This is a genomic window from Saccharopolyspora sp. NPDC050389 (assembly GCF_040655595.1).
GTDB lineage: Bacteria > Actinomycetota > Actinomycetes > Mycobacteriales > Pseudonocardiaceae > Saccharopolyspora.
On record NZ_JBFAKG010000109.1, the window covers coordinates 17,217 to 30,475 of the forward strand.

Consider the following 13,259-nt stretch of genomic DNA (forward strand, 5'->3'; position numbering starts at 1 on the left):
GCTCATCTTGTCACCGCGAGCCGCTCCTCCGGAGCCTCGTCGTGCAACGAGCTGCCCGCCGTCTCCTTCGCCAGCGCGACCGCGACCAGCGTGATCGCGCACATCGCGAGGACGTAGCCGGAAACCGCGATGGTGCTGCCGAAGCCCTGCAGCAGCGCCACCGCGATGATCGGCGCCAACGCACCGGCCGCGATCGAGGACAGCTGCCCGCCGACGGAAAGCCCGGTGTAGCGGACCCTGGTCGGGAACTGCTCGGCGAAGAACGCCGCCTGCGGCCCGTACATCGCGCCGTGCAGCAGCAGCCCCACCGTCGTCGCGGCCGTGATCACCAGGGCCGACTTGCTGTCCAGCAGCGCGAAGAACGCGAAGCCCCACACCGCCATCGCGACCGTCCCGAACAGGTAGACCGGCTTGCGGCCCAGCCGGTCGGACAACGCGCCCCACAGCGGGATCGTCGCGAAATGCACCGCCGAGCCGATCAGCACCGCGTTCAGCCCGACCGACTTCGGCAGCCCCAGCGGCCCGGTGACGTAGACCAGGATGAACGCGGTGATCACGTAGTAGGACACGTTCTCGGCCATCCGCGCGCCGATGGTGACCAGCACCTGGCGCCAGTGCGTCCGGAACACCGCGACCACCGGGACGCTGCTGGTTTCCTCCCGCTGCTCGGCCTTCGCCTGCGCGTCGAGGAAGACCGGTGATTCGGTGACCACGAGCCGGATCCACAGGCCGATCACCACGAGCACGCCGGAGAGCAGGAACGGGATCCGCCAGCCCCACGCCATGAACGCCTCGTCGGACTGCGTCGCGGCGAGCACCGCCAGCACCGCGGTGGCCAGCAAGTTACCGCCGGGCGCCCCGCACTGCGGCCACGACGCCCACAGCCCGCGGCGACGATCGTCACCGTGCTCGGACACGATCAGCACCGCGCCGCCCCACTCGCCGCCCAGCGCGAAGCCCTGCACCAGCCGCAGCAGCGTCAGCAGCACCGGCGCGAACACGCCGACCGCAGCGTAGGTGGGCAGCAGGCCCATCGCGCAGGTCGACCCGCCCATCAGCAGCAGGCTCAGCACCAGCAGCTTCTTGCGCCCGACGCGGTCACCGAAGTGCCCGAACACCAGCCCGCCGAGCGGCCGTGCGAGGAACCCGATGGCGTAGGTGGTGAACGCGAGCAGCGTGCCGGTCAGCGGATCGGCCTCGGGGAAGAACAGGTGGTTGAACACCAGCGCGGCCGCGGAGCCGTAGAGGAAGAAGTCGTACCACTCGATCGTCGTGCCGATGAGGCTGGCGCCGACGACCCGCGCGATCGAGCCGCGCCCGGTTGGTTTGCTGGCCAAGGCGAACACTCCTTTGTGTCTGGGCCGGTTCAGGCGGCGGTCCAGCCGCCGTCCATCGGAAGCGAAGCGCCGGTGACGTGCTCCGCGTGGTCCCCGCAGAGCCAGCGCACGAGTTCGGCGACCCGGCTGGGGTCGATCAGCCGCTTGACCGCGGCGCGCTGCAACAAGACCTGCTCGACGACCTCGGACTCGCCGAGCCCGTGCGCCGCGGCCTGCCCGGCGATCTGGTCCCGGACCAACGGCGTGTCGACGTATCCGGGATTCACGCAGTTGCTCGTCACGCCGTGCTCGGCGCCCTCCAGCGCGACCACTTTGGACAGTCCTTCGAGCGCGTGCTTCGCGGCCACGTAACCGGCCTTGAACGGGCTGGCCCGCAGGCCGTGCACGCTGGAGACGTGCACGACGCGCCCCCAGCCCCGGGCGTACATGTGCGGCAACGCCTTGCGGGTCAGCAGGAACGGCGCGGTCACCATCACCTGCTGCATGCGGACGAACGTCTCCGGCGGGAACTCGGGCAGCGCGGCGATGTGCTGGAAACCCGCGTTGTTGACCAGGACGTCGACCTCGGCGGGAAGCCCGTCGACGGCCGACGCATCGGCGAGGTCGACGGCGTGCGCCCAGCCGCCGACGTCGGCGGCGACCCGCTCGGCGGCGGCGCGGTCGAGATCGACGACGTGCACCTTCGCCCCGGACTCGGCGAGGGCCCGCGCGCATGCCTGCCCGATCCCGCTGCCCGCGCCGGTCACCAGCGCCACACGCCCACCCAAGGCGACGTGCCGGTTGTCACTCATGCCCCAGGACGTTAAGCCGCAGACCCGCCTAGGCATATGTGTGCAGTCACCACAACATCGCAGGCTTTCATGGCCCTACTTGCCACTCGGGATGGTGTGCAGCATGGGAACCTTCCTGTCATCCCAGGCGCCTGCCGGCCCGGTCGAGGCCGTGCGAGCTTGGGAACCTTCCTGTCACCCACCGCCGCTACCAGCGAAAATCGGATGATCGGCGACGGGTCGAGGGGCTAGCGTGTGCGGGTGATCGAACCGGATGAGATCCACACCCGCCGCCTGGTCCTCAACCGCATCCAGCCGGCCGACACCGATGCGTTCCTCGCGATCTCCACCGCCGCGGAGACCCACCCGTTCGACGCCCACACCCAGCGATCCCGGGAACAGATCCTCGAACTGCTCGACAAGATCCACCGGAGCTGGGCCTCGGACGGCATCGGCTACTGGGCGATCCGGCTGCCGGGATCCGAGGACGTGATCGGCTTCGGCGGCCTGCGGCACTGGGTGGAGGAGGGCAAGTCGGTGCTGAACCTCTACTACCGGTTCTGGCCGAGCGCGTGGGGCAACGGCTACGCGACGGAAATGGCCGAGGCCGCCCTGCACTGGGCGCGGCGACACCGCCCGGATCGGCCCGTCGTGATCGTGACGGACGCGGACAACACGCCATCGGTGCGGGTCGCCGAGAAGCTCGGCTTCGTGCTGCACCTTGCACGCCACCGCGACGGCCTGCCCGAGCTGGTGTTCCAGCTACCGGCCCCGGGGCGGCACGCGGACTGACGCGAGCACGGGAACCTTCCTGTCACTCACCGCGCCTGGCGGCGGAAGGTTCGGCGGTAGGCGGCCGGGGTGGTGGCCAGCTCGCGCTGGAAGTACTGCCGCAGCCCGCTCGCCGTGCCCAGCCCGCTGCGCTCGGCGACGACGTCGATGGTCAAGTCCGTCGTCTCCAGCAACTCGCGGGCTCGGGCGAGGCGCTGCCCGTTGAGCCACTTCAGCGGGGTCGTGCCGATCTGCTCGGCGAAGCGGCGACCGAAAGTGCGGTTGCTCATCCCGGCGCGCACGGCGAGCTCGGCGATCGTCAGCGGCCGGTCCAGGCGTGCGCGTGCCCAGTCCAGCACCGGCGCGAGCGCACCGGGGTCCGCCCGGCCCGGGTGCGGCGGGATGTACTGCGCCTGACCACCTTCCCGGTGCGGCGCGATGACCATCCGGCGGCTGACGTCCGCAGCCGCGGCCGCACCGAAGTCGCCGCGCACGATGTGCAGGCACAGGTCGATACTGGCGGCCGTCCCGGCACTCGTGAGCACGTCGCCTTCGTCAATGTAGAGCGGATGTTCGTCGACGCGGACCCGCGGGTGTCGCCGCCGCAGTTCGTCGGCGTACATCCAGTGCGTCGTCGCGGTGCGGTCGTCGAGCAGGCCGGCTTCAGCCAGGACGAACGCGCCCGAGCACAACGCGGCCACCCGCGCTCCTCTCGCGTGCGCGGCGCGCAACGCGTCGAGCAGCTCCGCCGGAGCCTGGTAGGACGGCATCACGCACGCCGGGATCACCACGAGGTCGGCGTTGCCGATCGCCTCAACCCCTTGCTCCGCTCGCAGCGCGAGTCCTCCCGGCAGGTGCTGTGACTGGGTACCGGTGTGGCAGACAGTCAGCTCGTACCAACGCGGGCTGAGATCTCGGCGGTCCTGCCCGAAGATCCCGCACGGCACGGCGAACTCGAACAGCGGGCAGCCCTCCAGAACCGGAACGACCACTTCAATACGCGCCGACGACATGGCGCAAATCTATCGAACCGCGACGTTTTCGCCACTTACGCGCCTGGACCGGTGCATCAATGCTGGTCACCGACCTCGAAACGACTCAGAAGGGATCTGAACCAGTGCGTGCAGCACGGCGCGAGCGCTCGCCCGAGTGGCGGTTGGGGTTCGCCGGGATATCCGCCATCGCGGTGAGCTTCGGCTTCGCCAGGTACGGCTACGGCCTGTTCCTGCCGACGATCCGCCGCGAATTCGACCTGCCGATGCCCCTGCTGGGCGTGATCGGCAGCGCCACCTACCTGGGCTACGTGATCGCGCTGGTGCTGGTGGGTGTGCTCGCAACCCGATTGGGCCCACGACCGCTGATCATCACGGCGGGCGTGTCGGCGGCCGTCGGGATGGCGCTGGTGGCCACCGCCCCCGGGCCGACCGCGCTGGTCGCCGGGCTGATCTTGGCCGGCACGAGCTCGGGTTGGGTTTGGGCGCCGTACTCGGATGCGGTGCCGCGCTTGGTCCCGGATTCCCGGCGCGAGCGGCTGCTCGCCGCGCTGCCCACCGGAACCGCTTTCGGCACCGCCATCGCCGGGGCGTTGGCGCTGGTAGCGGCGGACTCGATGTGGCGGTGGGCGTGGGCGTTGTTCGCCGCGATCGCGGTGGCGGTGACCGTCCACAATGCTCGGCTGCTGCCCAGCGGCCCCAATCCGGCTGCGGCGGCCAAGCCACACCTGCGGCTGCGCTGGTTCCTGCGCCGTCCGGTGATCCCGCTGCTCGGCACCGCCCTGGCCTACGGGCTGATCGGGTCGGTTTACTGGACCTTCGCCGCCGAACTCGTCGCCGCGGGCGGGGCGAACTCCGCCGCGGCCGCGCTGTTCTGGACCCTCATCGGGCTCGCCGGCATCGGTGGTCTGGCTGCCGGAGGCACTATCGCCCGGCTTGGGCTGCGATCGACGCATGCCCTGCTGTTCACCGCGCTGGCCGCCGCGCTGGCGGTGCTGGGCGCCGCACATGATCTGCTCGCAGCGGCCGGGCTGTCCGCGCTGCTCTACGGGCCCGCCTTCATGGCGGTCTCCGGGTTGCTCGCGGTTTGGAGCTACCAGATCTTCCCGGAAGCCCCGGCCACCGGCTTCAGCGCGGTCGTGCTCTTCCTCGGCATCGGCACGATCACCGGCCCGGCGGCGTTCGGCGGCCTCGCCGAACACGTGGGCCTGCCGACCACGTTCCTGGCGACTGCGCTGCTCGCGCTGCTCGCACTCCCTCTGCGACCGCTAGCCGAAGCGGTGGAGGTCAGGAATCGATGATGGTGACCTGGCGGGTCTCCGACGGGCCGTCCCAGGTGCGCGGCAGCGGCGTCGGCACGTCCGGCGCCACGACCCGCACGATCGCGTCCAGCGCAGCCTCCGCCTTGCCGACCCACAGGTGCTTGGTGTCCGGGAAGCCGGTCACCTCGGCCTGCGGGATCGCCGCGAACCGCCGGCGCGCCTCGTCCGGGCGCAGGTAGTCGTCGAATTCCGGGATCAGCGCGTGCACCGGCTTGCCCGATTCGGCCCAGGCCGCCAGGTGTTCCTCGGTGCTCCAGCGCAGCGGCGGGGAGATCAGCACCGCACCCTCGACGAGCGGGTCCAGGCCGTGCACCAGCGTCAGGTCGGTGCCGAACGACCAGCCCACCAGCCACACGTTCGGCAGGTCGTGGAACTCGGCGAATTCCAGCGCCGCGGCCACGTCGAACCGCTCGCTGTTGCCGCTGTCGAAGCTGCCCTCGCTGCGGCCCGCCTCGCTGACCGTGCCGCGCGTGTTGAACCGCAGCACCGCGAGGTCGGCGAGCGCGGGCAGCCGGAACGCGGCCTTGCGGTAGATGTGCGAATCCATCATGCCGCCGTGGGTGGGCAGCGGGTGCAGGCAGATCAACGTCGCCCGCGGCGGCCGGGACTCCGGCAGCGCCAGCTCACCGATCAGCTTGAGGCCATCGGCCGTGTGCAGGGTGATCTCTTCGCGGCGGGCCGGCAGCATGGTGTTGGCGCGGATCTCGGTGCTCATCACCTCGATCCTGCCACGAACGAGTGGCCGACACGCTGTGACGTGCTACGACCAACGTCGCGTGGGCCCGCGCCGGCCGCGCGCGCTCCAGCACCCGTTGTGCCAGTGGCGCCGGTCGGCGACGCCGCCCTGCTCCGCCTCAGGCCAGGCCACCACGTGCGCGATGCCGGGCCTGATCTCGTGGTCGCAGCCCGGGCACCGGTAGATCTTGGTGGCCTGCGCGGCCGGCACGTTGCGCACCATCCACTCGCCGTCCGGCCCGTGCTCGACGCGGGACATGCCGAATGCGGTGCCCATCGCACGGTGGCTGGTGTCCTGGGCCAGGCCCTCCGGGCGCTGCTGTCGATTGCGTCGAGGCACGCCTGCAACGGTAACGGTCCGGCTACGGGCCGGACGCCGGTAGGTGCGGCCAAGCCTGCCCGGCGAGGCCGCGGGCGTACTCGCACGCGTCGATTCCGGTCATGCCCGGCACGGCCACGACCAGCATCGCCACCTCGGCCTGGCCGGTGGCCGGATCGCCGAACGGGATGTGCCCGGTTTCCGCGGAGCACAGCGGAACCTGCGGGTCGCCGCCGACGACGCTGACCACAGTGCGCCGGCCGGCGATCGACTCCTCGACGGCCGCGCCGTGCAGCACCTTCGGCGGATCACCGGCGGTGTGCAGGAACTGGACGCGCGGCGAATCGGCAGCCTGCGCGCCCCAAATGCACTGGTGCCCGGCGGGGCTCGGCTGGGGTTCTGCCTCTTCCAAACCGGGAATCTGCTGCACGGCAGCGGAATCCAGCAACTCGCACGGATCCTGCAGCGCCAGCGAGTTCGCACCGAACGACCTGTGCCCCACCCGGTGCTGTTCGAGCGCGTCGACTGCCGCGGTGGCCCCGGCCTGGGCCACCGCGCACAACCCCGCGGCCGGATCGCCGGTCAGCAGATCGACGCTGACCTGCATGGCGACGTTGTCGGCGAACAGGATCTGCCGCGTGCAGTGCCCGGGCAGCGGCGCGTCCTGCACGATCCGCAGCGCACCGCGCTGGACGACCGGCCCGCCCTGCTCGCTCGGGCCGGCGTCGACCAGCTCACCCAACGCGAGCTGCGCCAGCGAGCCGTCATTCAGCTTCAGATGCAGCAGGCAGTAGTCCAGCGACACCGTGCCGGCGTTCTCGACCTGGCCGAAACCCTGCAGCGCGGCCGGATCGGCCAACGTGCACGGGTCCACTGTGCGCAGATCACCGAGCACCGCTCTGGCGGTACCCGCGTCGCTCGGCCGGCCGCCGGACTGGCCGGACGGCGCGGCCTCCGGCGTGCATCCCGCTACCAGCAGCACCAGTAGGAGCAACAGCGGCGTGCCTCGGTGTCGGAGACGCAGCGACATCAACTCAGCCTAACCCGCCGAGCAGCCGCACCTGCCGATGACAGCACGGGAACTTTCCTGTCAATCCGGCCCCGAACCGCCGCTGCCGGGCCGCGAGCATGGGAACCTTCCTGTCACCCGACGCACGAAAAAGGGAACCTCCCCGCCATCCGTGGCAGGAAGGTTCCCATGCACCGGCCGGAGAGCCGGCTACTCGTCGAAGTTGCGCTTGGCCAGGTCGAGGATGCGTTCCACCGCTTGGCGCGCGTCCGGGCCGTTGGCGTGCAGGACGATCCGGTCGCCCTTGCGCGCACCCAGCCCCATGACGCCCAGCACGCTGGCGGCGTCGGCTTCCTTGTCGCCCAACGAGATCGTGACGTTCGCCTGCAGCCCGTTCAGGCTGCGGGCCAGCAGCGCCGCCGGTCGTGCGTGCAGGCCGACTTCGTTGGCCAGCTCCAGCTCCTCGCTGACTTCGTCCGCCGTCTTCGGTTCGCCGGCATCGGCGAGCTCGCCGCCCGCGGCCGCCGCCTCGGCGGCTCCGGCGACTCCCCGCATGTCGCCGCCGCCCTGGGCCGCCACGGCGGCGGCGACCGCGCCCTCCACCAGCGGCGCGTCGACGACGATCGCGGTGCTCGGGTCGCCGAGCGACTCCACGGCGAGTTCGGCGAGCATCTGCGCGCTGCCGAGGTCGTAGAGCACCACCGCGCCGGCCCCGGTGTTGGCATCCGACAGGGCGGCGGACACCTTCTCGAAGTCCGTGCCGATGGTGCCGTCCGGCAGTCCCCCGGCGGGAATGACCCGCACTTCGGGGGCCATCTGCCGGGCGAGTTCGGCGACTCCCTCGGCGAGCCGGGTGCTGTGCGAAACGATGACCAGTCCGACGTTCATGATCGGGACCTCGTGGCTTCGGCGAATGCGGACAACAGCAGCGCGGTCGAGCGCGCCCCGGGATCGATGTGCCCGGCGCTGCGCTCGCCGAGGTATGAGGCGCGGCCCTTGCGGGCCACCAGCGGTTCGGTCGCCTGCGCACCCTGGTGCGCGGCTTCGGCCGCGACGGACAGCACCTTCGCCGCGCTTTCGCCGGATTCCGCGGCGTTCTTGGCGGCTTCTACCGCCGGCGACAACGCATCGACCATCGTCTTGTCGCCGACGGCCGCGCGGCCGCGGGCGATGACGCCTTCCATCCCGGCCTGCAGCGCCTTGGCGACCGCCGCGCCGTCGAGTTCCTCGACGTCGCCGACCGCCGCCGCCGCGCGCAGGAACGCGGTGCCGTACAGCGGTCCGGACGCGCCGCCGACTGTGGAGATCAGCACCGTGGCGGTCAGCTTCAGCACCGCGCCCGGCGTCTCCGGCGCCGCCGTGTCCACTTTGGACACCACGGCGCGGAAGCCCCGATCCATGTTCTCCCCGTGGTCGGCGTCGCCGATCGCCCGGTCGAGCTGGATCAGCTCGTCGCGGTGCTCGGCGACGACGGCCGCGCCCGCCCGCAACGCGACGATCACATCGTGTGCAGTGCAACCCATTCCGGCGTTCTCCCTCACCAGTTCAGCGCGGCGGTGTGCACCGGCGCGTCCCAGAGCTCGGTCAGCTCGTCGTCCAGCTTCAGCAGCGTCAGGCTCATACCCTGCATCTCCAGGCTCGTGATGTACGGGCCGACCAACCGCCGCTGGACGCGGATGCCGCGCTCGGCGAGCAGCCGCTCGGCGATGCCGTGCGCCAGGTAGAGCTCCAGCAGCGGGGTGCCGCCCATCGAGTTGGTGAACAGCAGGACGTCGTCGCCTTCGGCGAATGGCAGGTCCTCCAGGATCGGTTCCAGCAGCCGCCGGACGATGTCGTCCGCCGAGGTCAGCGGCACCCGCGCCCGGCCGGGCTCGCCGTGGATGCCGATGCCGATCTCCATCTCGTCCGCGCCGAGGTCGAAGCTCGGCTGACCGACGTGCGGCACGGTCGGCGAGGTCACCGCCATGCCCATCGAGCGCACCCGGGACACCACCCGCCTGGCCAGCTCCTCGCACGCGTCCAGGCCCGCGCCGCGCTCGGCGGCCGCGCCGACGATCTTCTCCACCAGGACCGTGCCACCGACGCCGCGTCGGCCCGCGGTATGCGTGGAGTCCTTCACCGCCACGTCGTCGTCGACGATCACGCTGCGCACCTCGACACCGTCCAGGCCGGCCAGTTCGGCAGCGGTCTCGAAGTTGAGCACATCGCCGGTGTAGTTCTTCACGACCAGCAGCACACCCGCGCCGCCGTTGGTCTCGTCGATCGCCGCCTGCACCGCGTCCGGGGTCGGCGAGGTGAACACCGGGCCCGGGACCGCCGCCGACAGCATCCCGGGGCCGACGAACCCGCCGTGCAGCGGCTCGTGCCCGGAACCGCCGCCGGAAACCACCGCGACCTTGCCGGCCACCGGCGCGTCCGCGCGCACGATCACCGCGGGATCGGTGCGGACGCGGAGCAGCTCGGGATGCGCGGCGGCCATGCCCCGCAGCGACTCGGCGACCACGTCCGCCGGATCATTGATGATCTTCTTCACCCGCTGGCCTCCTTGGCTGCCGCACCGACGCCCGAGCGCCGACCGACTGACGATCAACTCCGCTCCCGCACCCCCGCAAGCCTGGCTGGAGGGTGCGAGAGCAAGGGAACCTTCCTGTCACCAACGGCGCAAGCCCAGCCGAAACGCCGAGTCGATCAACCGAGCCGGGTCAGCGGCCGCGCACCAGCCGGACCAGCCGCACCAGGCGCCGGACGGTGCCCTTGGCGCGGGCGAAGCTCATCGGGTTCAGCGGCATCCGGTACCGCAGCCGCGTCACCGACTGCGGCCGGGTGAACTCGCGCAGCCCGTCCGCACCATGGATCCGGCCGAACCCGGAGTCGCCGACACCGCCGAACGGCAGCGACGGCACCCCGGCGAAGGCGATCACGGAGTTCACCGCAACCATCCCGGTGCGCAGCTGCCGCGCCAGCTCCATGCCCCGAGCCCGCGAGAACACCGCAGCGCCCAGGCCGTAGCGGGAATCGTTGGCGCGGATCACGCCCTCGTCGGCGTCGCGAACCCGCTGCACCACGATGGTCGGCCCGAAGGTCTCCTCGGTGACCGCGGTGGAATCCTCCGGCACGTCGGTGAGCACCACCGGCTCGACGAACGGCGGGCGCACCGAATGCTCGCCGCCCACCACCGCCCGGCCGCCGCGGCTGAGCGCATCGTCGATGTGCCCGCGGATGATGTCGACCTGCGACGGCATCGTGATCGGGCCGAAGTTGGCGCCGGGCTCGCCGCCCGGGCGAAGCTTCCCGGCCCGCTCGGCGACCATCTCCAGGAACCGGTCCGCGACGGCGTCCACGACGTAGACCCGCTCCACGCCGATGCAGGTCTGCCCGGCGTTGGACATCGCGCCCCACACCGCGGCGTCCGCGGCGGCGGCCAGGTCGGCATCGGCGTCGACGATCAGGGCGTCCTTGCCGCCGCACTCCACCAGCACCGGAACGAGGTTCTCCGCGCAGGACGCCATCACCCGCTTGCCGGTGGCGGTCGAACCGGTGAAGGCGACCTTGTTCACCCCGGCAGCGCACAGCGCCGCGCCGGTCTCGCCGAAACCCGTCACCAGCTGGAAGACCGGGTGCTCGGGCACGGCCTCGGCGAAGCTCTCCGCCAGCCACTGCCCGACGCCTGGGGTGAGCTCGCTGGGCTTGAACACCACGGCGTTGCCCGCGGCCAGCGCGTAGGCGATCGAGCCCATCGGAGTGAACGCCGGGTAGTTCCACGGGCCGATCACGCCGACCACGCCGAACGGCAGGTACTCGACGGTGGCGGTCTGGTTGGCCATCACGATGCCGGCCGAGACCTTTCGGCGGCGCAACACCTTCTCCGCGTTGCTGGCCGCCCAATGCAGGTGGTCGACCACCAGCATCAGTTCCAGCTTGGCGTCGTCGAGCGGCTTGCCGGTCTCCGCGCAGATGACGCCCGCGAGCTCGTCGAGGCGCTTGGCCAGCAGCTTCCGCCAAGCGTCGAGCCGCTGCTTGCGGCCGGCGAAACCGAGTTCGGCCCACTCCGCCTGGGCCTCGCGCGCCGCGGCAACCCGCGCGCCGACCTCGGCCGCGTCGTGGATCGGGTGGCGCCCCACGATCTCCCCGGTGCGGGGGTCGATCGACTCGAACGTCGGGGACTGCTCAGTCGTACCGCTGGGCATTTCGACGCTGCCACGGGCGGTCTGGGTCATGGCCGGCCTCCCACCTTTACGTCGGTCGTTGTCATCGTGCAGCCTACGGAATCAGGTGGCCGACCGGGACCATCATGCGGTCGGCAGCTTCGCCCGCGCCTGTTGTGCCAGTTTCGTCGCGTTCGCGCAGGGATCCATCGGGATGCGGTCCATGTTCATGATCTCGATCTGCACGAACTCGCTCTCCCCCTTCGCATTGGCGTTCTTGCGGTGCTCCCACTCGACCGCGCAGGTCGGCGGGTCGGCGCTGGTGGGCACCACGATGCCCGGCACGCCGGCGAGGTCCACCGGCGGCACCGAGCTGCTCTCCAGGGCACCGACCCCGAAGTTCACGGTCACCGCCACGGAGTTGTCCGCCATCCACTTGCAGGCGTAGAGCCCTTCCCCACCGGCCGAATCCGCCGTGGTGGCCATCGCCGCGTCGCGGATCGCGGCCTGGTCGAGGATCTCGCACGGATCGAACCCGGCCAGCCCGCCCGACGCACGGGGGCTGACCGGCGGTTTCGTCCGCACGACGTCGACGACGTCGGTCAGGATCTGCACGGCCGGCGAGCAGGGGTCCGCCTGCTCGCTGCTCAGCTGGATCTCCAGCCCGCGCGGTTCGTCGAAATTCTTGGTGTCGGCGCCGGTGTACACCGCGGACGCGAAGCAGGAACCCGAACCGTTGTCGTAGACGGTGCCGGGCAGCCCGCCGATGCGGTTCGCCCCGGCATCCGATGCCCCTTCGTCGAAGTAGAGGGTGACGTTGAACGTCTTGCCGTTGCGGTCCTTCATGTAGTTCGAGCAGGTCCCGAAGCCGTCCGGGGTCAACGCCGGCGCCGGTGTGCCGAACCTGCCGAGGTCGACCGCCTGCAGCGTGGCGCACACGTCCACGCCGCGCAGCCGGTCCGGCGCGAAGGCCGGGTCCAGCAGCCCAGGCTTGTCGAGCTCGAGCTTCGGCATCTCGACGGTCCGCCGGGCCGAGGTCGACTTGCCGTCCGCGGCGCAGCCCGCCGCGGTGAGCGCGGTGAGCGCGGTGAGCAGCGCGGCGATCAAGGTCACTGGTCGGGGCACGGCGATCACACTATCTAGCCGATCGGCCACCGTGGACGGGAACCTGCGGATCCGGCGCAACGCGGACGGCGCCCGCACCCGAGGGTGCGGACGCCGTCACGACGTGTGTTCGCCGCCTATTCCTCGGACTTCACGGCCTCGTCAGGCACCACGATGGGCCGCAGCCGGGCCCAGGCCACGAACACCACCGCGAACACGAGCATGCCGATCCCGGCCCAGAGGTTGATGTTCACCCCGGCGGACTTGTCGATCTCGGCCTGCGGCTGCACCACGCCCACGATCGCGATCACCACGCCGTAGATGGCGAACAGCAGCGCGATCACCGTCCGGATGTCGAAGGCACCCGCGGTGTGCCCGGAACCCCGACCCGCCATGGCGAAACCTCCTCGTCTGCAGAGCCTTCTCATTCTTCTCTGTCTTTGAAGCGGCGCAGCCGCTAAGCCCACCATTCATGATGTCGGGGATCCCGCAGCGAGAAGGCCTCAGTAACTCCCGCAGGGGGCCGCCACCCCGCACCGCCACGCAAAACGAGCCTGGAACACCTCATTTCACGCGAAGATGATGTTGAGGGCGATGATCAGGACCAGCGCGATCCCCGCCAGCAGGCCCGGGCGCCGGTACCAGCCCGCGTCCGCGCCACTGGTCGAGGCCTGCAGGCTCGCCCGCGGCGTCAACCCGTACACCAACCCCACCAACTCCGCCTCCGGCTTCGGCCGCGTCACCAGCGACACCAC

The 13,259-nt window shown here is 71.0% G+C and carries 14 protein-coding genes and 1 pseudogene; 2 read left to right on the forward strand and 13 right to left on the reverse strand.

What is annotated here, in order from left to right; translation table 11 throughout:
• Positions 1-2: 2 nt before the first annotated feature.
• Together AB0I53_RS42460 and AB0I53_RS42465 are read right to left on the reverse strand one after the other, a co-directional pair.
• On the reverse strand, positions 3-1,337 hold the full coding sequence (locus AB0I53_RS42460; protein ID WP_358615012.1) for an MFS transporter: 1,335 nt from the start codon (positions 1,335-1,337) through the stop codon (positions 3-5).
• Positions 1,338-1,366: 29 nt separating this feature from the next.
• Positions 1,367-2,128, reverse strand: coding sequence for a 3-hydroxybutyrate dehydrogenase (locus AB0I53_RS42465; protein ID WP_358615014.1), 762 nt, complete (start codon positions 2,126-2,128; stop codon positions 1,367-1,369).
• Between the two features lie 240 nt (positions 2,129-2,368).
• Between AB0I53_RS42465 and AB0I53_RS42470 the strand changes: the two genes are divergently transcribed.
• On the forward strand, positions 2,369-2,899 hold the full coding sequence (locus AB0I53_RS42470; protein WP_358615016.1) for a GNAT family N-acetyltransferase: 531 nt from the start codon (positions 2,369-2,371) through the stop codon (positions 2,897-2,899).
• 26 nt (positions 2,900-2,925) lie between these two features.
• On the opposite strand, the gene AB0I53_RS42475 is transcribed toward AB0I53_RS42470, so the two are convergent.
• Complete coding sequence (locus AB0I53_RS42475; protein ID WP_358615018.1) at positions 2,926-3,891, reverse strand: helix-turn-helix domain-containing protein; 966 nt, start codon at positions 3,889-3,891, stop codon at positions 2,926-2,928.
• 104 nt (positions 3,892-3,995) lie between these two features.
• Between AB0I53_RS42475 and AB0I53_RS42480 the strand changes: the two genes are divergently transcribed.
• Positions 3,996-5,171, forward strand: a complete 1,176-nt coding sequence (locus AB0I53_RS42480; RefSeq protein ID WP_358615020.1) for an MFS transporter — start codon at positions 3,996-3,998, stop codon at positions 5,169-5,171.
• Here AB0I53_RS42480 and AB0I53_RS42485 read toward each other — a convergent pair.
• The 10 genes and pseudogenes from AB0I53_RS42485 to AB0I53_RS42530 all read right to left on the reverse strand — a co-directional run.
• The gene (locus tag AB0I53_RS42485) at positions 5,158-5,907 is read right to left on the reverse strand and encodes an alpha/beta hydrolase (protein WP_358615022.1); all 750 of its coding nucleotides are present in this window, start codon (positions 5,905-5,907) and stop codon (positions 5,158-5,160) included. The two genes, AB0I53_RS42480 and AB0I53_RS42485, sit on opposite strands and share 14 nt — an antisense overlap.
• A gap of 45 nt (positions 5,908-5,952) precedes the next feature.
• The gene (locus AB0I53_RS42490) at positions 5,953-6,204 is read right to left on the reverse strand and encodes a hypothetical protein (RefSeq protein ID WP_358615040.1); all 252 of its coding nucleotides are present in this window, start codon (positions 6,202-6,204) and stop codon (positions 5,953-5,955) included.
• Between the two features lie 85 nt (positions 6,205-6,289).
• Positions 6,290-7,276, reverse strand: a complete 987-nt coding sequence (locus AB0I53_RS42495) for a hypothetical protein (protein ID WP_358615024.1) — start codon at positions 7,274-7,276, stop codon at positions 6,290-6,292.
• A 189-nt stretch (positions 7,277-7,465) separates the two neighbouring features.
• Positions 7,466-8,143 (reverse strand): dihydroxyacetone kinase phosphoryl donor subunit DhaM, encoded by a 678-nt coding sequence (gene dhaM, locus AB0I53_RS42500; protein ID WP_358615026.1) that lies wholly within the window; start codon positions 8,141-8,143, stop codon positions 7,466-7,468.
• Positions 8,140-8,778, reverse strand: coding sequence for a dihydroxyacetone kinase subunit DhaL (gene dhaL, locus AB0I53_RS42505; protein WP_358615028.1), 639 nt, complete (start codon positions 8,776-8,778; stop codon positions 8,140-8,142). Before dhaL ends, dhaM begins: the two co-directional genes overlap by 4 nt.
• Positions 8,779-8,792: 14 nt before the next feature.
• The gene (gene dhaK, locus AB0I53_RS42510) at positions 8,793-9,788 is read right to left on the reverse strand and encodes a dihydroxyacetone kinase subunit DhaK (RefSeq protein ID WP_358615030.1); all 996 of its coding nucleotides are present in this window, start codon (positions 9,786-9,788) and stop codon (positions 8,793-8,795) included.
• A gap of 169 nt (positions 9,789-9,957) precedes the next feature.
• Positions 9,958-11,472, reverse strand: a complete 1,515-nt coding sequence (locus AB0I53_RS42515) for an aldehyde dehydrogenase family protein (protein ID WP_358615032.1) — start codon at positions 11,470-11,472, stop codon at positions 9,958-9,960.
• A gap of 72 nt (positions 11,473-11,544) precedes the next feature.
• The gene (locus AB0I53_RS42520; RefSeq protein ID WP_358615034.1) at positions 11,545-12,525 is read right to left on the reverse strand and encodes a DUF3558 family protein; all 981 of its coding nucleotides are present in this window, start codon (positions 12,523-12,525) and stop codon (positions 11,545-11,547) included.
• 116 nt (positions 12,526-12,641) lie between these two features.
• Positions 12,642-12,899: a hypothetical protein gene (locus AB0I53_RS42525; protein WP_358615036.1), complete on the reverse strand. Its 258-nt coding sequence runs from the start codon at positions 12,897-12,899 to the stop codon at positions 12,642-12,644.
• A 174-nt stretch (positions 12,900-13,073) separates the two neighbouring features.
• Positions 13,074-13,259 (reverse strand): annotated as a pseudogene (locus AB0I53_RS42530) (Na+/galactose cotransporter); the annotation flags it as partial.

Bases quoted from the DNA above. Each gene is read 5' to 3' on its own strand.
- AB0I53_RS42465 (WP_358615014.1), bottom strand. From the start codon at position 2,128: ATGAGTGACAACCGGCACGTCGCCTTGGGTGGGCGTGTGGCGCTGGTG.
- AB0I53_RS42475 (WP_358615018.1), bottom strand. From the start codon at position 3,891: ATGTCGTCGGCGCGTATTGAAGTGGTCGTTCCGGTTCTGGAGGGCTGC.
- AB0I53_RS42485 (WP_358615022.1), bottom strand. From the start codon at position 5,907: ATGAGCACCGAGATCCGCGCCAACACCATGCTGCCGGCCCGCCGCGAA.
- AB0I53_RS42490 (WP_358615040.1), bottom strand. From the start codon at position 6,204: ATGGGCACCGCATTCGGCATGTCCCGCGTCGAGCACGGGCCGGACGGC.
- AB0I53_RS42495 (WP_358615024.1), bottom strand. From the start codon at position 7,276: ATGTCGCTGCGTCTCCGACACCGAGGCACGCCGCTGTTGCTCCTACTG.
- dhaM (WP_358615026.1), bottom strand. From the start codon at position 8,143: ATGAACGTCGGACTGGTCATCGTTTCGCACAGCACCCGGCTCGCCGAG.
- dhaL (WP_358615028.1), bottom strand. From the start codon at position 8,778: ATGGGTTGCACTGCACACGATGTGATCGTCGCGTTGCGGGCGGGCGCG.
- AB0I53_RS42515 (WP_358615032.1), bottom strand. From the start codon at position 11,472: ATGACCCAGACCGCCCGTGGCAGCGTCGAAATGCCCAGCGGTACGACT.
- AB0I53_RS42525 (WP_358615036.1), bottom strand. From the start codon at position 12,899: ATGGCGGGTCGGGGTTCCGGGCACACCGCGGGTGCCTTCGACATCCGG.